Below are 24,001 nucleotides of genomic sequence, written 5' to 3' on the forward strand. Positions count from 1 at the left end.
CATTAAAGCACACTAACTGTCTCAAGTATTCTTTGAGTATCCGGCAACTTCAAAAGGTACTTGAGTAAGAAGGTGTCGGGAGTGCTATGAACCTCTATACGACTAAAGTGCTATAAAACATGTTAAGAAGGCCAAAGTGAAAAGAGCTAACAAAATAATTGCAATGAAACAAGTGGGTTGTGCTAAAAGGAGCCACTTCAGCCTGTCGACAAAAGGGATCGAGAAGTACAATTTCGATGCCTTTTGTTATTTTTGAAACTTCTCCGGCGAAATGGCTTTTCTTCCATGTTCCTAACTATCTATATGTAACTCTAATTGAAGTTTTTTTTCATAAGCCCTTGTTTGTTTTCGCACAACGCTTTAAATACCTTCGTTTATTAGTAATTGCTTTCTCATGTATAGCATCAAGTAAATGAAAACGAAGCAATGACATAAAATATCACATCAATAACTATGAACATGAATAACATACAGAAGTTTCTCAAGTGCACGATTCTATTTTTATCTCTTTGTAATAATTTATCGTCACACCGCATCACAAATCAATAAACTAGTAAATGTGGTACAAGAAACAATGTCTTCTCTACACTTTTACCTAGTTCAATGGTTTATATTGCCATATAGGTCTTTAGACAGTTGAGTCATTTCTATCTTTCCTATAGTATGTAATTATTATTGAAAATGATAATCATTATCAATATTTTATCAATCCAGTCTTTCTACTTTGGAAGACTAATTTTTTTAACAGTGAGTGATAATCATTATCATTTGATAGGGAGAAGGCTCTGTGAAAGGATGGTTAATTACATGCAACAGGTTGCTAAACAGATAGCAGAAAATGCTACGTTTCAGGCGTTTATGAATTGTTATATACGAGAGGTGAGTAGCGGACATTGGGTCAGAAAGGAGGAGTGGATAAAAGAACAGCGACTAACTAACCTCGTAACAGAGGAACATATGTTAGAGATGGAGTTGCCAATACAAAACATACGCTTTGCATTTGGCATGGAATACAAATCTCTTGTTGGAAGACATCTATTTGGTGTCTCGTTGAAGTATTGTACGAAACAAAAACAATGGCTTGTCGAAGATAAATTAACGATACTCATCACGTTTATTCAGGAACTACATTTTATGGCTAAGGCGGATGGATGTCATGGACTTTCTTCCCATTTTGATGAGCTCATTCTTCGCATAATTGAGAGCTATCAAACGATGGCAAATTATATTGAAAAGCGTTTGGAAGATAAGAAACAAAATGAAGAAAACTCTACATTTATTGATGCTGAGCAGTCTCTCTTACTTGGACATTGGCTTCATCCGACACCTAAAAGCAGACAAGGGATGCCAGATTGGCAACAAACGAGTTTTGCTCCAGAGTTACAAGGTTCTTTCCAACTTCACTATTTTCGTGTCGACCGTAAAAATGTGAAGGAGTCGTCTATATTAGAAAAAAGTGCGAGTGAACACATTTCTCAATCTTTAATAAAATCACAACCTGAATTTGTTATGTCAGAGAAGGATTGCCTCATTCCGATGCATCCGCTTCAAGCACAGTGGCTTTTACAACAACAGTATGTAAAAGAAGCAATTGCTGAAGGATGGATAAAATACGAAGGTGCGCTTGGGGCGTTTTATACAGCAACCTCTTCGATAAGAACGGTATATAGTTCAAATGAGGAAATGATGTATAAGTTTTCAATTCCTGTGAAAATAACAAATTCATTGAGGGTGACTAGAACGCATGAATTAAAAGCTGGAATTGTTATGGCTCGGTTAATGAATAAGATTGATTTCTTACAGAACCATCCATCTTTCCGGATGATTGATGACCCAGCCTATATGACTGTAGAGTTCCCAAATCAGACGGAATCAGGGTTTGAGGTTATTTTTCGCTCAAACGTATTTCCTAAGGGACATGATGATGGAATCTGCATGATCGCTACTCTTGTGCAAGAGCCCCTGCCAAATGAAAAATCAAAATTGTGTCAGCTCATCATGAAAATCGCTCAATCGGAATTACGATCAGTAGAGAGCGTAAGCTTAGAGTGGTTTAAAGTCTACTGGAAGTGTTCTATTGAATCATTATTAAGATTATACGATGAGAATGGGATAGCTCTCGAAGCACATCAGCAAAATAGTCTGTTAAATATTTCTTCAGGTTATCCAACTACTTATTATTATCGTGATAACCAAGGATATTACTTATCAAAAACATATAAAGAAGTACTTCTTTCAATAGAGCCTTCTTTACATGAAACAGAAGAGCTTTTTTACGAGGATGCCCTTATTCACGATAGATTTACATATTATTTGTTTATGAATCAATTGTTTCCCGTTATTTCCCGATTTGGAGCAGATCAGCTAATCGATGAAAAAATTCTTTTGAAGTGGTCTATCGATCAACTGCACTTATTAGAAAAAGAATTTACAGGCTTCGGGAAGGCGTTTGTTCATAACATTCTGAAACAAGAGGAGCTTGCGTTCAAAGCAAATTTATTAACAAGGTTTCATGATGTAGATGAACTAGAAGCAGAACTTGAACAAGCGGTATACACGAAAATTCCAAATCCGTTCATTCTTCAGTATGAGGAGGCAGAATATGAAGCAGCTACAGCCCTCAGCTTCTAAACAAGGAGAGCTACGTGTAAGGCGGCAACTTGTAGAAGCTATGATTTTTGAAGGACTCATCAACTATGAAGAAACACGTCTAGATAACTGGACTTCAATTCTTACGCTTGTTGGACAGAAATGCACCTATCGTTGTGAAGGAAAAAGAATGGCATTTGATCGCATCCGAATAAAGGGAGACAGTGTTTTTCTAATAGGAAAAGATGAAACGTTACTAGAAGCAACACTTGAGGATCTAGTAGATGAATTACTTTCGACTCGTAAAGACAAAGATCGTTTGCTGAAAGAACTTCATTTAACGAGTAAGCTTTGTCAATGGAATGATCATCATCTCCAAATGCCGATGTCGAGAAGAAATTCGAGCTATGAAGAATTAGAATCAGAAATCATTGAAGGACATCCCTATCATCCTTGTTTTAAATCCAGAACAGGTTTTACGATCGACGACCATCATGACTATGGGCCTGAGGCAAAGCAATCATTTACCCTTAGATGGGTTGCAGTGAGAAGAAGCTACGTACGAATCACTGTTCTTGAAGAAGAGAACTTTTGGAAAAAAGAGCTAGGGCATTTGCTGTGGGAAGACCTTCTAGCAAAGCTTGCGGTATTCGGTGGAACATTTGAGAAATATACGTTTTTACCTGTTCATCCTTGGCAATGGCATAACATGAAACAGGAACTAGTTGAATTAATTGAGCAAAAAGATTTAATACCACTAAATGTGAAAGGTGATTATTACAGGGCAACCCAATCAGTGCGAACATTATGGAATTGTTCAAATCCTGAAAAGGCGCAATTAAAATGCTCGATGAATATGGTGAATACTTCTTCATTACGAAAGTTACATTCGCATGCTGTTTGTGCAGCTCCTCATATTTCGGCATGGCTTAAACAGGTGATTCAATTAGACGCCTATTTACAAAAGGAAGCATCTCTTATTGTACTGGAAGAATATGCAGGAATTATTTTTGAACCGAATGCAAAAAAGCATAGTAGCAAACTAGAAGGTCAGCTTGGCACCATTTGGCGAGAAAATGTGCGCTCGTATATGAAGGATGAAGAGGAAGCGGTACCTTTTACGGTATTAATGATGATGGAGATCGATGGGCGTCCATTTATTGATGATTGGCTTTGCCGATATGGAACGGAGGAGTGGATAAAACGCTTGATCGAAGTGAGTGTTATTCCTGTGTGGCACTTGCTTGTCGCTCACGGTATTACTGTTGAGGCCCATGCGCAAAATATGATTTTATTACATCAAAATGGGTGGCCAACTCGGGTTGTACTGAGGGATTTCCATGACAGTATCGAATATATGGAAGAATTCATTGCTGACAGAAGCCTCGTTCCAGACTTTGAAACGATACACGAACGATTTAAAGATGCACCTGTCGATCAATATTATTGGATGTCTTCTGTAGAGGCTTTACGAGAGTTAGTAATGGATACACTATTCGTATTTCATTTAAGTGAACTATCTTATTTGCTAGAAGAGCACTATGGATTTGCAGAAACACATTTTTGGCATCAAGTACAGGACGGCATACAGAAGCACGTTGAACGCTTTCCATCGTTAAGCGCAAGAAATGAACAGCTTCAGCATACTAGCACACATATTTATGTTGAATCTTTGCTAACAAAAAAACTTCAAAATCAAGACGAAGGTAATTTTCGACATATCGTCAGCAATACGTTGGCGCAAGCAGATAAAAAGGGGAAATGATGATGTTTTATGTCAATGATCAATTTTATACAGTGGAAGCTATCGAGAAGCAATTTGAACTATATGAAAGCTTACCTCATCTAAGGGAGTGTAACAATCGCAGACTAGCTATTTGTACGGAGGATACTTTCCAATATATAGCTCTTTGTTTATACATTCGTGAAAAAGGTGGATCAGTTGTCCCAATCCATCCAGCCACGCCAAAAGAGGGAGCTGTGCGGCTTGCATCTTCAGCAGGTAGTCATCTGTTGTTGTTCCAATCGATTGATACTTTCATCGAACTGTCCAATCTTTCAAATAACCAAGAGGGCGTATTAGTTCAAATGAGCTCAGGTACTACAGGCGCTCCGAAATGCATTGAACGAACGTGGAGTTCCGTGGAAAAAGAGATTGAAAGTTATGTGACGATGTTACCTGTCGATTCCTTGACAACTTCTGTTGTTGCTTGTCCAGTTACTCATTCTTATGGATTCATTTGTGGTGTTTTGGCTTGCATCAGTAGGGGAGCAAAGCCGGTTATTATTACGAATAATAATCCTAAATATATTTTGAAAAAGCTAAAAGAATATCCTAAACACATACTCTATGGGGCTCCAGCGTTACTTTATACATTAAGTCGATTATTACCGCTTGGTGAACAATTGGATCGTGTAATGACGTCAGGAACTTTGATGCCGCTTAGCTGGCTGACATCATTAAGAGAGAAATCTCGCCAAGTACTTCAGCAGTATGGATGCTCTGAAGCCGGATGTGTTGCGATTCACCCGAATGTCGAAGATCCGAAAGAAATGGGTTACCCCCTTCCTCATGTGAAGGTGACAGCAGGTGACAAACAAACACCGAGCGAAATTATCATTGAATTGTCTACACAAACGATTTATACGAAAGATCTTGGTTATATAGAAGATAATGTTCTTTGTTTTCTTGCAAGAATCGATGACACGATTAATGTAGCAGGCTTGAACGTGTATCCGCAAGAAGTTGAAACCGTGTTAATGGATGACCCAAGAATAGTCGAAGCAGTCGTATATAAAAAACAAGACAATCTATCAGGAGAGCGGGTATGCGCACTCTATGTGTCTACTGAACCAATCGATAATATGGAGCTAAGAGAATGGTGCCGGAAATTTCTAGCTCCACATCAAATTCCGATAGAGTTTGTGCCTGTTCAAGAAATTGAAAAGCTGCCTAATGGAAAAGTAAGTAGAAAAAAACTTGGAGGCATACTAGTATGACGCGACAACAATTGATCCAGAGCATCTATGATATTATGGAAAATTCTTTAGAGTTGCAGACACTGTCTTCTTTCAATGAAGATGCCCGATTAAATGAGGACTTATATATGGATTCCATTATGGTTCTTCAACTGATTCTTCATATAGAGTTGGATCTTGGCATTGCCATTCCCGATGAGATTCTTGTTCCTAAAGATTTCAAAACAGTAGGAACACTAGCAAGCTTTTTAGAAAAACAACAAAAGGTAGAATAATCGGAGGCCAAAAATGATAAAAGTTCATTGTTTTGTAAGTTGTGTTTGTGAGGTTATTAAGAAAACGAAAGGTGTCGATCATAGGCCCTACTATTTTGGGGTATGGGACGCAGATTTTGATGTGCTTGATAATGGCGTACTAACATACCACTCTGATCAAATTGATCATCATTTCTTTCAAACCTGGTATGAAATGCTCTATGGAATTAAGCTTTACAAATGGTATGACGAAAAGCAATCTAAACAAGACAATCTAAACAAATTGCTAGGGTTAGTAGAGAATAAATCGCCACATCAGCATGTGATGGTGATGCTGGATTTATCGATGCTGCCAGAGCGAGAGAATAAGTTTCATCAACGTCCATTCCCTCATTATGTGATGCTAGAATCGACAAAGAATGAAGAAGAGTGGTTTATGTATGACCCTGATTTTCGCTGGGAAGGGATTTTACCGAAGGAGAGAATATTAGCTGCAATCCAAGAGCCAACTGTCGGAGGTGGCTATTACTTTGATTCTAAGACGATTATTGCTCCAACTACAGAGACGGTTGAAGCCTATTTTAATACATGTATAAAGCTTCATTGTAATCCGTTGACAGATGCCATTACCGAAATTATGAAAGAGTCTATTGCAGGGAAAGAAAGTATGTCAAAACTACCGACTGCATTAAAACAATTGCCGGTTATCGCGATTAGAAAGTATGCATATGAGCATGCGTTTGCATTTTTTTGGGAAGCACTTGGCCGCGAAGAGGAAGGCTTTGAGGCATGGTGTGATGAAATTGAGCGTCTAGTGACTGGCTATACAACGATTCAGTATCGAGCGATGAAGCTGGCGATGACGCAAGATTTATTAGTAGCGGAAAATATTTTTGTGAAGTTAGAAGAACAAAATCTTCTTGAGTTCAAAATCAAGCAAGGATTACAAGAATGTTTTCAAGCATGGTTAACATTACAGCACAAGAAAGAGGTCATGTTATGAAACTATCTATCTGTACAATCTCGTTTAGGCACCATCTCTACTCGATGGATCAAATAGCACACTTTGCAAAAACTCAAGGTTTTCAAGGAATTGAGCTCTGGGGTATTCATGCAAAGAACTTGGCAGATGAACGTCATTATGGAGCAGATTGGCTAAGCTCCTACGGCTTGGAAGCAAGCATGCTGAGTGATTATTTGCCATTAGACGCACCAGTTTCTGAGATGATGGCTGAAACAGAGAGGTTATCTTCACTTGCAAAGCGCTGGGGAACAAATAAGATTCGTACATTTGTAGGAAAGAAGGGCAGCTCAGACACGAGCAAGAAAGAAAGGGATGCACTTATTGTCAGACTTAAAATGCTCTGTGATTATCTTGAGTCAGAGGGACAACATTTGCTTGTTGAAACGCATCCGAACACATTGACAGATAATCTATCTTCAACAATGCAGTTACTCGAAGAAACGAATCACGCAAGCCTACGAGTGAACTTTGACGTCTTACATATATGGGAATCAGGGACGAACCCTATTGTCGCCATGAAGCAACTTCGCCCTTATATCTCACATTATCATTTTAAAAATATTGCCTCACGTACACAACTAGGTGTTTTTTCTCCAAACAATGTTTATGCTGCAGCAGGCTCTAGAGAAGGGATGGTGCCATTGTTTGAAGGTGCAGTTGATTATAGTGAATTCCTTGCAGAAGTAGTTTCAACAATGGAGGTAGATGCTTCACTGGAATGGTTTGGCGCGAATGTGAAGAGCGTATTAGCACATGATAGTCAGGAGGTTAAGAAGGCGTTGCAGTTGGTGCAAATATAGTGTAAAGCTGTTTACATCCAGCAGCGGCAATGGGGTATCACAGCCTGATTCCATCAAAATTGTTTGCTTGCGACTGGAGATTTAAAATATATTTATAATTGTTTAAAGTAAAATAGTAGTAAGGTATTTCACCATAAACTCAACTAATCTGATGAGTTGGGTTTTATGTTTTTATAGAAAAAGCTTCTAAACTATTTTAAAAAAGATGTGATGATCAATGGGAAAAATAGCAATTTTGTTAAATGGATAGAGATGGACAAACAATAATAAATTTGCAAAGTCTGTTAGAACAAGTGGGAAAAAAGGCTGAGCGAATAAACACCTTAGAAGAAACTAACCAGAATTAACAAGCTTTATTGGACGGACTATTCTATACCATTATAGGATCAGATAAGGTAATGAAAAGAGGCGGAACGAGCTCAGAAACAGTTAAATATGCTCTAACAGAGACTTTTGGAAACCCTGCTGCATATATTGAAGACTTTAGTAAGTGTATATAGATAGATATTCTTACAAATAATGAAAAAAGGATAATGTCGTAAATTTTCAACCTATGAATCACTCATTGGAAGAGGATGATTATGGCTACTAACGATTCAAAGGTTGATATTTTTAAAAGCAAACAGTCTATAGACAACAGACATTGAGAAGGTGTTCCAAAAAGTTAGATTGTAAGGATTGAGTTCGGTATTGTATCGGACTTAATCCTTATTATTTTACCTTTATATGTGGCTCTGAAATAAAGTTGCGATGTTTATAAAAAAGACACGATGTTTAAAACAAAGTTGCAAAGTTATACCTCTTTAGATGCTTAGACTAAAGGGTTCTATAAAAAGTCAGTATTCCGCAAACAGGCCATTTAATTGAATAACGCTACTAAATTAAAAATAGGATTTTATGTTAATCTTGGTGTGAGTTTGTGAAACAGTGTTCTTAAGCTAACGAAGCAGGTTAGTTCAACTATTCAGAGAGGAAGTAAAACTATGGATTACTTTTTCTATCCAAAGCCAAATCTGTTGATGACAAAAAAGAGGGGTAGTGTCCCCCCTTTTTTAAATAAAACTGGCAAAGCATGTGATAAACTACCTTATTGTTGCACTCCAAGTAGTGCCTCCACGAATGCAAGTATATGTTCCTGAAACTGTCCTTCCATCATCAGAGATAGTACCAGTGTAATCACAGTCATTTCCATCACTACTATTTCGACGATTAACAATTACTGTATTACCACTTCTATGAATAGTTAGAACAGCAGTAACATCTGATAGCCCTGCTGCTGTCCATAATGCATCAAAGGTATTACTATTCCCTCTACGGGTCCACACACCAGTCCATCCTCCCTCATTTTCCAACCACGATGTACCTAAATCGAATTCTATTTCAACTTGAGGTGGAAGAATGTTTTCTAGTAAAGCTAAGTTAAGTTCTGGCATATTACATTTTGAGATATCATTGAAGCATAATCCTGCCGATGTCACGATTTTTGAAATCTCGGAACTAATTTCGTTATAGCGTTCATTCACTTGAGTAATGTCAATTCCAGGAAACTGTTTTTGATGAGCTAATGCAAATGAAAGATCGTTTTGATATTTGACATAACGTTGTCTCAAGGTTCCTAATTGCTCTAAAACAGTCAGTTGATTAGAGATATCCAACGAAGATGAAACAGGATGAGGAATATGATCGTAGGGTATTACCAATGCAACATATGGAAAGCCATTGTTACCTGTTACCTTAGTTGGGAAATCTAAAGCCTCTTTAATTAGTTGTTCAGGTGTTAATTGTGGTAATCCGTTACTGCCTCCTTGACGTAAAACCGTAGCCCTCATTTGATATGAAGATGTGATTTTCTTTAATGATTCCTCAAAAGTCCCTTTAGCATCACCAGAGAATAAACCATAAGTAGCATTACCCGAGAGGTTAGCTTTTATTTCTCTAAATTCAGAGGCAGAAGAGCTTTCAATTTCTAATACGGCAAGAAATTCACCACCTGTAATTAAACCATAGACAAATGAATCTCCAAATTGCTTAATAAATTCTTGAGGATTACTTGCATAGAGTCTTTCTGCTTGAGGATTGAGTTTAGATTTACTTAGATCCAATAAAGTTTGTTCATTGGTAACGTGTACTTGTACTAGTAAATAAACAGTAAAACTGTTTTGTTTGAAAGAACTAATAAAACTTGTTTTTGCAGAACCACTTGCAGTAATACCATACTTCATTGAAGCTCTAGCTGAAACATTTAATTGTTCAGTTAAACTTAGTGTGCTACTTGCAAGTTCAATTCTAAAGTAAACCTCTTGTCCTCCAGCATTAACAACTCTTCTAATCGTTGACACATCATCTAAGGCAGGTGTAGGGTGCAACTCATAGGAAGCGGAGTTAAATCCTAAGCCGAGATTCATGCCATTAATGTAACTAATTTCCATTTATACCTCCTGTTGAATTATTCAAATGATATATATTAGTTTGTACTGTTTAAATTGAATTGATTCAAATTAGGATAAGTATTTGATATCAGACACCTACGTGGGAGATTGTGAAGAATTGTACTTAAAGTAACGGGGTGCTTTAGTTCAATAACGATCTTCAACAATCGGGCGCAATTGTTGAACAACATAGATAATACTCTTTTTTGGTGAACTTATTTTCAGAAGAGAGTCTTTTAATTTATCATGGAATATGGATTTATGAGATTTTCTAATCAAACTTTCTCCTAAAGCCACAAATTATTCTGGTGGATATTAATACGTCTTTAGGAGGGTATGATTTATTTTAACCTCAGGCCCATAAGATATTTCATAGGTCATATTTTATTTTAGGCAAGTTTATACTTAAAAAAGTGTCACTTTAGGTGTTGTTTTGCATTTTAAATATAAAAAAGCTATCCAAAGGGGGATAGCTTTTCTATATTTAATTCCGATAACTAAACTATCTTGTGCTGCTTCAACAACCTCTGTAGTAATAGTATTAAGATGATTAATTTCAAGTATTCTTTTAATCTGAGAAGTCTAAAGCTTCCTCCTTTAATCTTAATAATACTGGTAATTGCCACGTAATTAGAAAAATTTTCAATATTTATAGAAATTCCTAACAGTGAGACAGGTAGTTATTTCCTTGTATTATTTGTGGTAAGAGATGTACGAATCCAATAGCCTCTGCAGATGCATACGCTATTCTTGCCACACGCTCATAGGGTCCCATGGCTTGATTCGTTCACCATATTTCTCGTATAAAAAAGCTTTCATGTCTTCCAGTTTTGTAGGAACCTCGTTCCAATTTGGAAGAGATGGCAACCCGCGTTTGCTTTTTAAGAGAATATCCACCGTAACATACAAACGTTCTGGCTGAATCCAATGAAGGAAGCGAGAAATATCGATTTCCTTAGTCAGGGACAAGGAATCAATCTCGTCATTGTAATGCTTGTTGAACTCGCTTATCAAGTTCAAGAGGTAGTCTCTCTGTTCCTTCACGAAGTCTAGGCCGCATATGGCGCCATGTCCTGGAACAACGATTTCAGGTTTAATGTCATCAATAATGCGATCAAGTACTTTAATCCAGTTGAGGGTTCCTTCTTCACTGTATGCTGTACAACCGTTAAACACGACATCGCCGGCGAACAGCACTTTTTCTTTTGGCATCCACAACAGCAAGTCACTGTCAGAGTGGGCCGGAGCTACATTGTAAATCATAACTTCAGTATCGCCAAGACGTATGTTGATATCGTCCTTTATTTCAATATTCGGGTGCACCCATTCTACGCCCTCCAGGTCGAATCCTTCAAATTCCGCTGCAAAAAACTGCTCTCCCTGAGTCGATTCCGGAGAATTCTTCCCTCTTTTGATGACGCTATCCATCCAGGTGATATTTTCAGTAAGACGCTCCCTGGCCGCTTCCTTGTGCATAATAATGCAGGCTTTTTCAAACACTTTGTTCCCCCAGGTATGGTCGCTGTTATAGTGCGAGTTTACTACATAGGCGGGAGAGCCGCCATTGCTTACTTCCTTAAAAGCATCTCGCATTTCTTGCGCATGGAACAAATCAAAGAACGTGTCATACACCAGACCTTCACCTTTGTTGATAAACCCAGCATTGGCCCAACTGATTCCACGATACGGCGAAATACCGGCAAAGACGCCATCTGCGACTTCAAAAAATTTAACCCGAGGTTTTTGGATAATACTTCTATACTGCATAACAATTCTCCTTTGCATATATGTTTTTTGGGGTTAGTCACACTGACTATATCTTTATTATAGAGAATAGAAAATAAAAAGCAAGCGAGCACTTGCGTGCATCCGCTCTATGTAATATGATAATAACTGAACAACATCACACTACATGGATGGAGGCGCTACAAACATGAAACTGGTAACCTTTCACACCGAAACTTCGAAGGAATGTTTTTTTGGGCTTGTCATTAACGAGAAATTTGTCGTGTCTTTTGCCGCAATCATGAAAAAGCAGGGGACATTCGTTGACAGTCTACAAAGTATGGACAGCTATCTACAACATTTGCCGGCAAGCCATACTGCCGCTAAGGAGCTGATGCAATACGCTGTTAGACAACCGCATCAATTCAATGAAAATGAAATCTGTCCAATTGCAGCGGTAAAACTGCTGCCGCCGATTCTGAACCCGGCTGCGCTTATTGATTTCGGGTTGACGCCAAGACATCTGAGAAATGCTAGCGTAAATCTGCTGCAAAGAGAATACACAGGAGCGGAAAGAGAAGAGTTTAAACAAAAAATTGCGGAAAAATTCCAGCAAGAACCGAATAAAGTAACTTTCAGTTATTACAAGTGTAACCATAATGCATTGATTGGCGATGGGGCTACAATTCATTGGCCTTCGTACTCTTCTTACCTGGATATCGAACCGGAGCTGGCCTTTGTTACAGGGAAGGGGAACTGCATTGCTGGTTATGTTATTTTTAACGACAGTACTGCTCGCGATGTGCAGTGGCCAGATTTTCAGGCGTTGACCGGACCAACACGGTGCAAAGATTTTGATTACAGCAAAGGAATAGGACCATTTCTCGTTACACCGGATGAAATCGATAACCCGCTGGCACTGGATGTGGATGTACGAATCGGAGAGAGACTGCACTGGAAGGGAAGCACATCCGAGTATTCCGCGCACCCTGCAAAGGTGATGGAGGAGGTTCTCAAAATTTTCACGCCGCTCCCGGGCACGATTATAGGAATGGGGACGATACCGGATTGCTGCGCAATCGAGACCGAACAATGGCTGTTGCCCTCTGACCGAATCCAGATTACGTTCGATAAATTAGGCACGCTCACGCAATTGGTGCCTGATAATGTCAAGATTACTGAAGCAAGTCGCTGGGAAAAAAGAAATGATTTACCTTAAATAAACGTTTACGAAGATGATGAACCCCCGAACCCTATTGCATATGTATAACTTGTTGTATAATAGGTTTAACATATGCAAAAGGAGTAATACAATGCATACTTCAGACAGAATCATCGAAGCCGCGACACGGCTCATAAAGAAGAATGGCTATCGGGGAGTAAGCACTAAAGCCATTGCAGCGGAAGCTACAGTCAATGAATCTACAATTTTCCGGCATTTTGGAAGCAAGCAAGGCATACTGGAAGCCATCATTGAAAAGCATTCGGATATCCCGCAATTTGAGAAGCTGTTAATGGAGGAAGCGACCGATAATCCGGAAGTTGATCTGCTGAATGTAAGCCAGCAGTACCGCTTGTTTTTCCATAAAAATACAGATATTATTTTGATTGGCATCCGCGAAAAAGGAATATTTCCTGAATTAGACAGAGTGCTGGCCGAGCCGCCGGTGAAGCTGCACTCTTTGCTGGTTGAATATTTTGAACGACTGCAGAAGAAAAAAATCATACCCAGTCAGGATGCGCGTCTTGCCGCCATGTCTTTTCTCTCGACGTGCTACGGCTTTCAGATGAGCGAGCTGATTCACCAGCAATATCAGTCTCAATTCGTCACCGAGGAAGAGTTCTACAAGTACATTGTCTCATCGTTCGTTAAAGCAATAATGTCTTAGTCATAAAAAGCCTGTAGCAGAAAATTGTTATGGAGCAAAGAAATTGAAAGATTTTTACTTAAACTAAAGAGGTAGTTTAATTTAACAAAAATCAGTTCGCTTGGAATGGAATAAGGTTTTTTACTTTTTTGACCAATCAGGGATTTAGAGGTGATTAGTGATGACACTCAAATGGTTATGGATATTAGTTATTACGTTTAGCTTACTAGAATGGATTTCAATCCCGTTCATAGGTGCATTTTCAGGAAAACTATATCAATTAGTTGATGGTATATTAATAATTGCTTTTATTATTTACCCATTATTTTTTATTACGTCTCTTTTACTATTACAAAAGGGAATTAAAAAAATTGGTGCAGTAATGTTGCTTATTCCATTAATCGTGTATGCACCCTTGCTAATAGGTCTTCAACCGTTGCTTAAATAATGTATTACATATTGAACTAACAGGTGATTTAGTATAAGAAGAAATATGCTTATGATCTTCCACAATCGGGCACTTTTCCTTAATAAGGAACGTCTTTATTCATGGAAAGGGCCATATTCTGGAGCAACGGAATTATAATATTATGTTAAAATTAGGAATTGATTGCGAATGGTTTTACCAAAAAGAACAGCGGGTATTAAAGTTGACGGGTATGTTGGGGGTCTATGAAAAATGAAAAACGAAGAAAGTAAGACAAATAAATACGTGCCAAAAATAAACTACGATGATACAACTAACGGCGAACATGACATTGAATCCGATATAGTAGTTGGAAATTCACCATGCCCTTGCTGCGAGTTTATTACAATTCCGAAAAATGGCGATGCCCTTGCCTACATTTGCCCCGTATGTTTTTGGGAGATAGATTTGTTTATTCAAAGTAATGTTGAGGCAAGTGACCAAAACCATGGCTTAACATTGACTGAAGCAAGAAAAAATTATCTTAGTTTTGGGGCAGTATTGCCCATGTTAAAGAAGTATTGCAGGCAACCAAAAGAATATGAATATCCAACAAAATGAAAAAGCAGATTCTAAGTCGATTTGAGTGGAAGACGGCGACTACGGGAGGATCAGCGGGACTGGCGAATCAACCAACGGAAGCGAAGCAAACGGGTTGTTCACCGCACGCCCTCCGGAACGGAAATCAACGATTTTACACTGTTCAAGAATCGGGCTCTTTTCTGAAATTGAAGTGACCCCAAAAAGTTAGACATTATATTAAGTTAAGCTGCGGATTGAATTCGGTACTGTATCGGACTCAATCCTTTTAATTTTCCTTTGATACGTTTGTGATTGTAGTATTCGATATACAGTTCAAGCTCACGCTTGAAGTGAACCATACTCTCAAATTCTTGTACCAAAGGTTTATTCCATTACAAATAGTATTGTGGTCTCGTAGAGGCAGCGTAATTAATTCTTTCATCGAACTATTAAATGAAGGATGACACGGAGAAGCCAGCAAAATAACTAAACTCAGACTATGAGTCTCCGGAGCATGGGAGGCATAAGTAACGCAGAGATCCATTGTGCATCACATAGTAGATTAAAAACCCCATTATTTCCATTAGTTTTAGCGAAGCGTACACTCGGATTGTAAATTATAACTATAAATTAAAAAATACTGTTCATAAATCAAGTGGAAAAATATTTTTTCTTCATCACGAAGTGGTGGAAACCGTTGATACATCAATGTTTATAGAGAGATTTTAGTTCAATAAGATAAAATGAAGAACAGAAGGAAAAAAATACATAAATAGAGAAATTATCTGTTAAAGATATTGGAAGGGGTCGAAAGAATGAACGAAAAGTTGCTAAGGGTAGGAACTACTTATATTCCAGTAATTAATGTAGAAAAATCTTATGAATGGTATGTAAACAAATTGGGTGCAGAGTTAAGCTATAAAGACGAAGACAAAGCAATTCTTAATTTTGCAAACCAAAGTATTTTTCTTGTTAAATCTAAAGAAAATCAAAGTTCTAACTTCTATGATTATTATGGGGTAGAACGTTTTTCTATAACATTTGAAGTTAATGGACTAACTGCATTAGAGGAAATTCATAAAGATTTTATCGATAAAGAAATAAGTGTTGGAGAAATTGAAAATAGAGGACACGTAGGAAGGAACTTTGTTTTCTATGATTTAGATGGTAATAAATTTGATGTGTGGAGTGAATTAAGTCCCCTTTTCAAAGAAAAATATCTTATCACTCAATAGAAAGAACTGTTTTTTTCTTGAAATAATGGTGCTTTACTTCAATATGGAGTAGAGCCTTTTTCTACTTAAACTAACGAGTGCGTTAATTAAAGATCATTGCACTTTGAGTTGCATATGCAGCTCTTTTTCTTTTTGAACTAACGGAGCAGATATGACATCGGGACTTGTTCATTATTTAGGGATAAAAAGTGAAAGTGGTCATCTTGAACAGCAAGAGCGTCAATTCTCAAGAATGGGAGGGATAGTCTTTCTATACCGTTGCAGCATTTAGTTGGCAATTGCCATAACAGTTAAATGAGTTTCAACAAGAGGCAAAAGAAAACGATTGGTCTTCAACATTTATTAGAGAAAAAGAGGCACTAGGTTTCTCAATAAATACGCCTTATATTTCAATCCATGATTTAGACGGTGAGTATGAACAATTTTTAGACTTACTACATATGAGTATTTCCCCTGATCACCAGAATGCTTTTAACAAGATGAAAGATATCAAGTTAGAGGATGTAGAAATATTAGGGGTGGTCGTTTATGGAACGAAGGATGAATTAAAAGAAATCCTTGAGAGTCCTAACATTAAAGCTTTTTCACTTGGAGGAGTCATTGAAAATTATTAGGATGAAATAAATAATATTGTTTTGCATTATCGAGTATTCTACAATTGGGCGCTTTCCTTGAATTAAGGAAAGTGCTTTTTTCCATTTAAGAGCCAGATTGTGGAAGAACGTTTTCAATAAAATTGGATATTATTGTTGAATTATAGAGTAATATATTATGAAGTTCCTCATTTAAACGAAGGGAGCAATTTAGTTGAAGAATCTATGGTTCATACAGTGATAATTGTAAAAGAGGCTTATTTTGTTGACTAGCCTCTTGATTTATTGAATTTCTATCAAAGAATACTATTGATTATTACTACTGTCTGTATGCTCAATGATTTTCTTCTTCATTTTTTTTACTTCCGATTGACTATAAAAATAAAATATCAGCCAAACTAGTGCAAAAATTAATATATTAAATAGCAACAATAGGATCGTTAGTTTTATCGAAAATGTCGGAATCCACTTTAAAGAAAAAGCAACAACTATAAAGGTACCTATAGCTATAAAAAAATGACAAGCACTTTGTTGTAAGAATGTTAAACGTTCTATTCTATAGATGTATGAAGGGAGTATACAAGCAATTCCAACAATAATTGATCCTACTACTTGTTGAGGAAAAGTAGCCATAACAGCATCTAAAAACAAATCTCCTTTAATCCAATATCCAATAAGATTAACAATAACAAAAACTGTACATCCCATACTTATACCGAATCCTAAACTCTTGAAAATGTTCATGTAACTATACCCCCAAACGCTCTTTAAATGTTTTTTTATAATTACGAGAAATCACTTCTTTTATTCCTAAAATAAGCTCGATTTCCATTGTTCCATTAAAGGAAGCTTCAATATTTCTGATTTTTCTAGGATTAATTATTGCAGATTTAGAAATCCGGATAAAATCATCACCTAGCTGCTGTTCTAACTCATATAAAGGTTTACTCATAATAACACGATTACCATCGTCGCTATATAGTACTAATTCTTTTCCTTCTGTTCTAATAACAATTACAGTATGAGGTTCGATAATATGTATTTTATTGTTTGCAGTCCCTGTTAAAATTTGTTCATTTTCTTGTTGCAAGAGTGAGATTGCAGCCTGAATAGCTGGTGTTAATTTGGACACGCAGATTGTTATATAGGGTTCATCGATTTGTGTATCAATTTTTATTTCTATCTTCATCTCTATCACCTCTCCCTAAAAATATAGCATAAATTACGATTCGAATAATGCAGGTTATATGTAATAAAATGCATTTCACCTAACAATAAAGACATGTTACTCGTAAAGCATTGTTGCTAAACTTTTATGTCGTTATATTTGGCTTTAACAAAAGTAATTTAAAAATATAACTCAAGGAGGCAGCGAGTATGAACGAGATTACAACGCTAAAAGACCGAATTAAGACGGGATGGATATTAGTAAGCATATCAAGTATGCTTACAATATGTGTTATTTATTGGTATATAAATAATCCTAAGAGGTTTATTGAGAATGGATTGGGCTATTCACCGGAAATGTTACTTAATATCCCTATGTGGTTTTTCACTTTATTAATTGTTATAGGGTATATTTCCTATACAATGATTGCAATACCTTATGTGAAAAGAAATTTATTATCATTTTCTTTGCTTAAATTAATTGGTATATGGGCTGCTATTGTAAGTGGAATAGTAGAAGAAGTAGTATTTAGACATTTGCTCATGGATTATCTATTATCTATTGGATTTTCAAATATTTCACAAGTGTTAGTCTCAGGAATTACATTTGGGATTGTTCACGGTGCATGGGTATTATTGCGAGGAGAGATAAAAATTGCACTTCCAGCAATTCTTTCAACTACAATCTTAGGTTGTCTTCTTGCTATGCTCTATATTTATACTGGAAGGAGCACCCTTGCACCAATTATAGCTCATGTTTTAATCAATATGATAATAGAGCCATGGTTAATGTTATCTGCCATTTCAGGGAAATGGCAAATAAATAAAAGTTTAAAGTAATAATTGAGGGGATGTTGAATAATTTCGCCTCGAAATTAAATAACTGGTGTTACCTTTAACAAGCAAAAGACTAATCACCGACTTGATATTCAACAATCAGGCGCTTTCCTGGAATAAGGAAAGTGCTTTTTTCATTCAAATAGCAACTATATAAAATATCCCTAAAGTGGTATTATTAGGATATATATTGTTTGGGAGGCGTAACAATGAAATTAAATATGATTTTAAGTGTTATATCTATTTTTTTATTGCTAACCCTAAGTGCCTGTTCACAAGATGAAAAAGAATATCATTTTTATGGAACAGGTAATAACTGGGTTGTAAAATACGAAACTGAAATAAGTGAAGGCAAAGAATGGGCTGATTTTTCATTTGAATATATTGGAGAAGAAGATGCACCAGCAATCTTTGGATATAACTTAAAAAGTAAGTGGTTTGAATTAACAAGCAAAGAAGAAAGATTCAATCATCAAGATAAAACTATTAATTCTGGTAATAGTGAGTGTACAGGACCTCCAACAAACAATGAAAGTTGTGCAGTAATTATTGAAGAAGATGAACAAATGGAAGCAAAAATAGAGTGGAACGGCAAATCTGAAGTTATTTTATTGAATAGAAAATAAAGCTAAAGGCTGTGAAGTATGCTAATAACGTATACATAAACAAACCTAATAAACGTTCTCAATTGAAATTTTGGAAAGAAACCGAAATTCGAGAAATGCTGTTAAACCAACATTTCTTGGATTTTCCTTTGAATATTGTTTATACAGCTTTTTATGCAAATATAGAAACATGTCTACTATAGTGCTTTTCAAAATTATTCAGAGTGTGTTAGCTGAATAAAAATCAGTAAATTTGACGCTTTAAACCTGCATTATTTAATCATCCCTATACTTTAATTACAGGGGCTTTAGTTGAAAACGAACTTCAACAATCGTGCGCATTTCTTTAATAAGGAATGCGTCTTTACGTAGTAGTTCGAGCGATAGAATATGTGACAATAAAGAAGACTAATAATGTTCCACGCTGGTTAGTACTGGGATCTTATGGAATAGCTGTGCTAACAGCTATTGGCATGACATACTGGATAATTTAAATACTTAGAATTTATTTAAACATAAGGCTCGGTTAAATTTAAATGTTGTTTTTATCTAGTAAATATGAACTCTCACAATCGATTTTTCCTTCTTTTTACAAAGGTCTTTTTGTGGTATTAATATATTTGAAACTAAATCGTTAAAGTAGTCGTATAAGGTATTTTTGATTAGAGGAGGTCGGAAAAATGGATTATACTAAAATCTATAATGAGGAACTGATTGCCTTAGTAAAAGAGAAAATAAAGTCCGTCGGTGAAATTAAAGCGGTGAAGTTTGTGAGAGAACAAACAGATATATCCTTAATACAGGCAAAAAAATTTGTAGATTTTTGTAAAGAATAGACATAAAAATTAGAGTCACTAAACTGTGGCTCTAATTTTTATTAAAAGTATCTTCAATAAATAATAAACTTTGACAGACGTAAACTACGATATGTTTCTGTCATTTTTTTGTGCTTTCATTGCTATGACTATCTACAAATAAAAAGCGAGCTTAATTATCGAGGTATTTAGAATCAACGCCTTTAAAACGATTTATCTAATGTTTTAAACGTGAATGTAGTCCGTTCACAATAAAAAATGGTTTAAAAAAAGAAAAAGAGATTTTATTAAACGAGAAAATTGTTAGTATATATACTACCTAAAAATAGATATAGAAATATATGAGAAAACGCTATTAATAATAAAAAATAGTTATTCAACAATCGGACACTTACCTTGAACAAGGAAAGCGTCTTTTTCCATTAAAGGGCGATATAATTGATAACCTTTTTGGAGAGTGTCACATGATCATCAAGCTAATGAACGGAATTTCCCCAAAATGAAAAAACGTTATTCTTTTAGTAAAACATTTACATATGAATGGAAAGAATTTTAATCCTAAATCCATTAATGAATACCCTACTTTTGGCAGGACTTCCTTGAACACTGCCCCATAAAAGTCAAACCCACGCATTTTAGTCAATCTTTTTTCAAAATTCGTGGGTTTTATAGAATATTTTGAAGTACTCAAAATACGGTTTTCTCGCTCCTGATGTAATTTTTTCAATATAATTACTCAGATGGATATTTATATGTCTTTAGGTGAGTGTGATTTATCAATTTAACCTCAGGTCCATAAGATATTTCATAGGTCATTCTATCCTTACCAATGGGATTATACTGAACGCCTGTAGGTTCAATTTCAAATGTAATTTGCAATATAAAGCCACGGAAATCATTTACTCTTCTAGTTTCGATAACTTCAATTTTCCAAGGAGTAACCTGGGGCGGAAAATCCTTAAAAATCTTCGGATAATAATAGCTACTCAAATCTTTTTCAATATAGGGAGTAAGCATGAGCATGAGCATATCCTGCATTCTAAGTTCGTTAAAGTCTTGAGTGGGTTCATTTATCCCAAACCCTGTCTTTGGAAGTAAAAATAAAACAAAAATCAGTGATATTATTAAAGAATATAATCCCTTTTTCATATATAATAAACCTCTTTAAATTTTTTATATACTTATTATTAAGAAATCCTTTAAAAGTATGTAGTTAATATATATAAAATTTTTTAGAGATAGGCAATATTATCCGAATTGAATATTACTATAAATTCCTCTGTAAAATGGAAACAAATCTAATCTTGAAACCCGAAATTCAGTTTTTTAACAAGGGAACGCTTACAGGTAAACGTAGTAAAGAAAAGAATATTACTTTGCAAAATCTTTATAATATGGTTAAGTTTTTGACAAAAAAATCTGTACTTGAAAAACTTTCGAAAGAGAAGAAGCTTAAATTATGTTTATTTTATTTCAATACAATCAAGGAATTGTTCCCTGATGAATGGGATGATAATAAGCTTTATCGAATGACACATTTTACATGTTTAAATGCATTAGCGATAGTTGGTAATAAAGTGATAAATGAAAATTACTTAGTTAAATCACAGCAGCCAGATTCCGTCAAAATTGCACAGATTTTAATGAAGTTAGACGAAATCGATTGGATTGCGACTGGAGATTTAAAATAGTTGAAGGTTGCCCCTGGTACAAAGATTTTAGGAAGTGATATTTTTAATTGTTTAAAGTAAAATAGTAGTAAGGTATTTCACCATAAACTCAACTAATCTGATTAGTTGGGTTTTATGTTTTTATAGAAAAAGCTACTAAACTATTTTAAAGAAGATGTGATGATCAATGGGAAAAATCGCAATTTTAGCAGAGAAGCCATCTCAAGCAAGGGCTTATGCAGACGCATTTAAAATAAAACAAAAAGAAAAAACATTTATTGAACTGGAACCTTGTTCAACTTTTCCTAATGGTGCAGTAATTACATGGGCAGTTGGTCATCTTGTTGAATTAAAGGAACCAAAAGAATATCAAAAGGAATGGGAGAAATGGTCGCTTGGATCATTACCAATCATTCCACAAAAATTTGAAGATAAAGTTGTCTCTAAAATGTATACACAATTTAATGCAGTCAAAAAAATCTTTGGTGCTCCGCAAGTAACTGAGATTTATAACTGCTGCGATAGTGAACGTGAGGGTTCAAATATCTTCTACTCACTTTTAAAAATGACTAAAGTCAATAAGCCTGTTAAACGATTATGGATCAATTCATTAGAGGTTGAGGAAATTCGAAAAGGGTTTAATAATATGCAAAGTAATGAGCGTGATTTGCTCATGTACCAAGAAGCAAAAACACGTCAAGTTAGCGATTGGTTAGTAGGGATGAATTGTAGTCGACTATATACGCTACTTTTACAAAAAAAAGGCTTTAAAGGTAGTATCTCTATCGGGCGTGTGCAATCGCCAACCGTTTATTTAATTTATAAAAGACAACAGGAAATCAAACATTTCAAGCCTGAAAAATTTTATGAAATTGAAGGGGTTTTTAAAGCACAAAATGGTGTATATAAAGGGAAGGCAAATTTAAAAACAAAAGAGCGTGCAGAGGCTGTGCAATTATTGCAGCAGCATGGGATTGAACCAATGGATACAGGTTTAATTTCGAGTATAACGAACAAAACGAAGCGTATTGCACCACCCAAACTACATGCGTTATCAACATTACAAGCCGCCGCCAATAGACGTTGGAAATACAGTCCGTCGCATGTGTTGAAACTTACACAATCACTATATGAAAAAAAGCTCGTTTCTTACCCAAGGACTGATTCACAACTCATTACACATAATGAGTTTGCCTATTTAAATGAAACATTGGCAAACTATCAGCAGCTCGTGGGACAAACATTCCATGCGGTCAATCGAGGGCATAACAAACGCTACGTCGACAGTGCCAACGTTGGAGAGCACTATGCTATTATTCCAACGAAAAAAATACCGACAGTAAAAGCATTACAATCAATGAATGCTGATGAACGAAATATTTATTTCGAAATCGTCAATACGACACTCGCCATGTTTCATCAAGATTATGAATACGATGAAAAAACGATTATAACGAATGTTAAAAACGTAGCGTTTAAAACGGTCGGGAAAACAGAACTTGTCAAAGGTTGGAAAGAATTGTTTTCAAGTGATAAAGAGTTGCAGGAGCGTGAGGAGTCGTTACCTGTCGTTTTCCAAGATGAGATGGTACAAAGTAAGATTTCTATTTTAGAAGGCACAACAACGCCTCCTAAGCCTTATACAGAAGGGCAACTCATTACGATGATGAAAACATGTGGTAAATCAGTTGAGGATGATGAAGAAATCGAGGTGCTGAAATCGATTGAAGGTATTGGTACAGAAGCAACTCGAAGTGGCATTATCGAGACCATTAAAAAGCATGGTTTTATTGAAGTACGAAAAAACATAGTGAGCATAATGCCTAAAGGGGAGCTTTTATGTCAGGCAATTGAAGGGACATTACTTTCAAGTCCATCTATGACGGCCAAATGGGAAATTTACTTAAATAAAATTGGTCGTGGAGAAGGCTCTGCAAAACATTTTATTGAAAACATAGGCAAGTTTATTAATCAATTAATAGTCGAGGTACCTAAACAGTTAGAGTCACTCACAATTGAGGCTGAGCAGTTTAAACCAGCTGGTGTGAAAGATATTGAGATGTGTCCGACATGTAAAGTAGGTAAAATCGGTCTACGTAAAAGTTTTTACGGCTGTTCGAACTATAAAAATGGTTGTAAACAAACGTTCCCAGGAAGGCTATTAGGAAAAAAACTAACGGAAAAGAACATTCATGATTTATGTAAGATTGGTAAAACAGCTGTGGTTAAAGGGTTTAAATCAAAGAATGGTAAACAATTTAACGCGTCACTCCGTTTGGTAGAAGGAAAAATAGAATTTGAGTTTAATGAAAAATAAAAGCGGAAAAGATTGAAAAATTATAGATAATGACTATTTTAACTGGAAGATGGACTGCCCACTAAGGGTCAAACATAATAAGCTGGCATATACAAAAGTGCCAGCT

At 36.0% G+C, this 24,001-nt stretch carries 21 protein-coding genes and 2 pseudogenes; 17 read left to right on the top strand and 6 right to left on the bottom strand.

The window, feature by feature from the left end:
• Nucleotides 1–807 precede the first annotated feature (807 nt).
• The 6 genes from GJU32_RS04900 to GJU32_RS04925 are packed head-to-tail and all read left to right on the top strand — an operon-like array spanning nucleotide 808 to nucleotide 7,646.
• Nucleotides 808–2,631: an IucA/IucC family protein gene (locus GJU32_RS04900; RefSeq protein ID WP_155590834.1), complete on the top strand. Its 1,824-nt coding sequence runs from the start codon at nucleotides 808–810 to the stop codon at nucleotides 2,629–2,631.
• Nucleotides 2,603–4,354: an IucA/IucC family protein gene (locus GJU32_RS04905; RefSeq protein WP_155590835.1), complete on the top strand. Its 1,752-nt coding sequence runs from the start codon at nucleotides 2,603–2,605 to the stop codon at nucleotides 4,352–4,354. Before GJU32_RS04900 ends, GJU32_RS04905 begins: the two co-directional genes overlap by 29 nt.
• Before the next feature lie 2 nt (nucleotides 4,355–4,356).
• Nucleotides 4,357–5,589, top strand: a complete 1,233-nt coding sequence (locus GJU32_RS04910; RefSeq protein WP_155590836.1) for an AMP-binding protein — start codon at nucleotides 4,357–4,359, stop codon at nucleotides 5,587–5,589.
• Nucleotides 5,586–5,843 carry a petrobactin biosynthesis protein AsbD gene (gene asbD / locus GJU32_RS04915; RefSeq protein ID WP_155590837.1) on the top strand — a complete coding sequence of 86 codons (258 nt, stop codon included), beginning with the start codon at nucleotides 5,586–5,588 and terminating at the stop codon, nucleotides 5,841–5,843. The genes GJU32_RS04910 and asbD overlap by 4 nt, the downstream gene beginning before the upstream one ends.
• 13 nt (nucleotides 5,844–5,856) lie before the next feature.
• Entirely contained in the window at nucleotides 5,857–6,825 is a 969-nt protein-coding gene (locus GJU32_RS04920; protein WP_155590838.1) for a DUF6005 family protein, read from the top strand.
• Nucleotides 6,822–7,646 carry a sugar phosphate isomerase/epimerase family protein gene (locus GJU32_RS04925; RefSeq protein ID WP_155590839.1) on the top strand — a complete coding sequence of 275 codons (825 nt, stop codon included), beginning with the start codon at nucleotides 6,822–6,824 and terminating at the stop codon, nucleotides 7,644–7,646. Before GJU32_RS04920 ends, GJU32_RS04925 begins: the two co-directional genes overlap by 4 nt.
• A 1,082-nt stretch (nucleotides 7,647–8,728) precedes the next feature.
• Here GJU32_RS04925 and GJU32_RS04930 read toward each other — a convergent pair.
• Nucleotides 8,729–10,075 carry an MACPF domain-containing protein gene (locus GJU32_RS04930; RefSeq protein WP_155590840.1) on the bottom strand — a complete coding sequence of 449 codons (1,347 nt, stop codon included), beginning with the start codon at nucleotides 10,073–10,075 and terminating at the stop codon, nucleotides 8,729–8,731.
• Between the two features lie 744 nt (nucleotides 10,076–10,819).
• Nucleotides 10,820–11,842, bottom strand: coding sequence for an MBL fold metallo-hydrolase (locus GJU32_RS04935; protein ID WP_155590841.1), 1,023 nt, complete (start codon nucleotides 11,840–11,842; stop codon nucleotides 10,820–10,822).
• A 166-nt stretch (nucleotides 11,843–12,008) separates the two neighbouring features.
• Here GJU32_RS04935 and GJU32_RS04940 point away from each other — a divergent pair, with 166 nt between their 5' ends.
• The 4 genes from GJU32_RS04940 (at nucleotide 12,009) to GJU32_RS04955 (ending at nucleotide 14,695) form a co-directional block, all read left to right on the top strand.
• Entirely contained in the window at nucleotides 12,009–13,019 is a 1,011-nt protein-coding gene (locus tag GJU32_RS04940; RefSeq protein WP_155590842.1) for a fumarylacetoacetate hydrolase family protein, read from the top strand.
• Nucleotides 13,020–13,113: 94 nt separating this feature from the next.
• Nucleotides 13,114–13,689 (top strand): TetR/AcrR family transcriptional regulator, encoded by a 576-nt coding sequence (locus GJU32_RS04945; protein WP_155590843.1) that lies wholly within the window; start codon nucleotides 13,114–13,116, stop codon nucleotides 13,687–13,689.
• Between the two features lie 160 nt (nucleotides 13,690–13,849).
• Complete coding sequence (locus GJU32_RS04950; protein ID WP_155590844.1) at nucleotides 13,850–14,116, top strand: hypothetical protein; 267 nt, start codon at nucleotides 13,850–13,852, stop codon at nucleotides 14,114–14,116.
• A 231-nt stretch (nucleotides 14,117–14,347) separates the two neighbouring features.
• Nucleotides 14,348–14,695, top strand: coding sequence for a CPCC family cysteine-rich protein (locus GJU32_RS04955; protein WP_155590845.1), 348 nt, complete (start codon nucleotides 14,348–14,350; stop codon nucleotides 14,693–14,695).
• Between the two features lie 203 nt (nucleotides 14,696–14,898).
• On the opposite strand, the pseudogene GJU32_RS04960 reads toward GJU32_RS04955, so the two are convergent.
• Nucleotides 14,899–15,030 (bottom strand): annotated as a pseudogene (locus GJU32_RS04960) (IS3 family transposase); the annotation flags it as partial.
• 441 nt (nucleotides 15,031–15,471) lie between these two features.
• Here GJU32_RS04960 and GJU32_RS04965 point away from each other — a divergent pair.
• Nucleotides 15,472–15,891, top strand: a complete 420-nt coding sequence (locus GJU32_RS04965) for a VOC family protein (RefSeq protein WP_155590846.1) — start codon at nucleotides 15,472–15,474, stop codon at nucleotides 15,889–15,891.
• Nucleotides 15,892–16,211: 320 nt separating this feature from the next.
• Nucleotides 16,212–16,505, top strand: a pseudogene (locus GJU32_RS04970) (anti sigma factor C-terminal domain-containing protein); the annotation flags it as partial.
• Between the two features lie 285 nt (nucleotides 16,506–16,790).
• On the opposite strand, the gene GJU32_RS04975 reads toward GJU32_RS04970, so the two are convergent.
• Complete coding sequence (locus tag GJU32_RS04975; RefSeq protein WP_155590848.1) at nucleotides 16,791–17,228, bottom strand: DUF3021 domain-containing protein; 438 nt, start codon at nucleotides 17,226–17,228, stop codon at nucleotides 16,791–16,793.
• A gap of 4 nt (nucleotides 17,229–17,232) precedes the next feature.
• Nucleotides 17,233–17,673, bottom strand: coding sequence for a LytTR family DNA-binding domain-containing protein (locus GJU32_RS04980; RefSeq protein ID WP_155590849.1), 441 nt, complete (start codon nucleotides 17,671–17,673; stop codon nucleotides 17,233–17,235).
• A 188-nt stretch (nucleotides 17,674–17,861) separates the two neighbouring features.
• On the opposite strand from GJU32_RS04980, the gene GJU32_RS04985 reads away from it, so the two are divergent.
• The 3 genes from GJU32_RS04985 to GJU32_RS23055 all read left to right on the top strand — a co-directional run bounded on the left by GJU32_RS04985 (nucleotide 17,862) and on the right by GJU32_RS23055 (nucleotide 19,929).
• Complete coding sequence (locus GJU32_RS04985; protein WP_155590850.1) at nucleotides 17,862–18,491, top strand: CPBP family intramembrane glutamic endopeptidase; 630 nt, start codon at nucleotides 17,862–17,864, stop codon at nucleotides 18,489–18,491.
• 206 nt (nucleotides 18,492–18,697) lie between these two features.
• Entirely contained in the window at nucleotides 18,698–19,114 is a 417-nt protein-coding gene (locus GJU32_RS04990; RefSeq protein WP_155590851.1) for a hypothetical protein, read from the top strand.
• Nucleotides 19,115–19,773: 659 nt separating this feature from the next.
• A complete protein-coding gene (locus GJU32_RS23055) occupies nucleotides 19,774–19,929 on the top strand; it encodes a hypothetical protein (RefSeq protein ID WP_196426596.1) in 156 nt (51 codons plus the stop codon).
• A gap of 711 nt (nucleotides 19,930–20,640) precedes the next feature.
• On the opposite strand, the gene GJU32_RS04995 is transcribed toward GJU32_RS23055, so the two are convergent.
• Nucleotides 20,641–21,057 carry a DUF3888 domain-containing protein gene (locus GJU32_RS04995; RefSeq protein ID WP_155590852.1) on the bottom strand — a complete coding sequence of 139 codons (417 nt, stop codon included), beginning with the start codon at nucleotides 21,055–21,057 and terminating at the stop codon, nucleotides 20,641–20,643.
• 245 nt (nucleotides 21,058–21,302) lie between these two features.
• Here GJU32_RS04995 and GJU32_RS05000 point away from each other — a divergent pair, with 245 nt between their 5' ends.
• Nucleotides 21,303–21,599: a hypothetical protein gene (locus GJU32_RS05000; protein ID WP_196426597.1), complete on the top strand. Its 297-nt coding sequence runs from the start codon at nucleotides 21,303–21,305 to the stop codon at nucleotides 21,597–21,599.
• A gap of 166 nt (nucleotides 21,600–21,765) precedes the next feature.
• Entirely contained in the window at nucleotides 21,766–23,895 is a 2,130-nt protein-coding gene (locus tag GJU32_RS05005; protein ID WP_155590853.1) for a type IA DNA topoisomerase, read from the top strand.
• Nucleotides 23,896–24,001: the final 106 nt, after the last annotated feature.

This window comes from Lysinibacillus cavernae (assembly GCF_009724685.1).
GTDB classification, from domain to species: Bacteria; Bacillota; Bacilli; order Bacillales_A; family Planococcaceae; genus Lysinibacillus; species Lysinibacillus cavernae.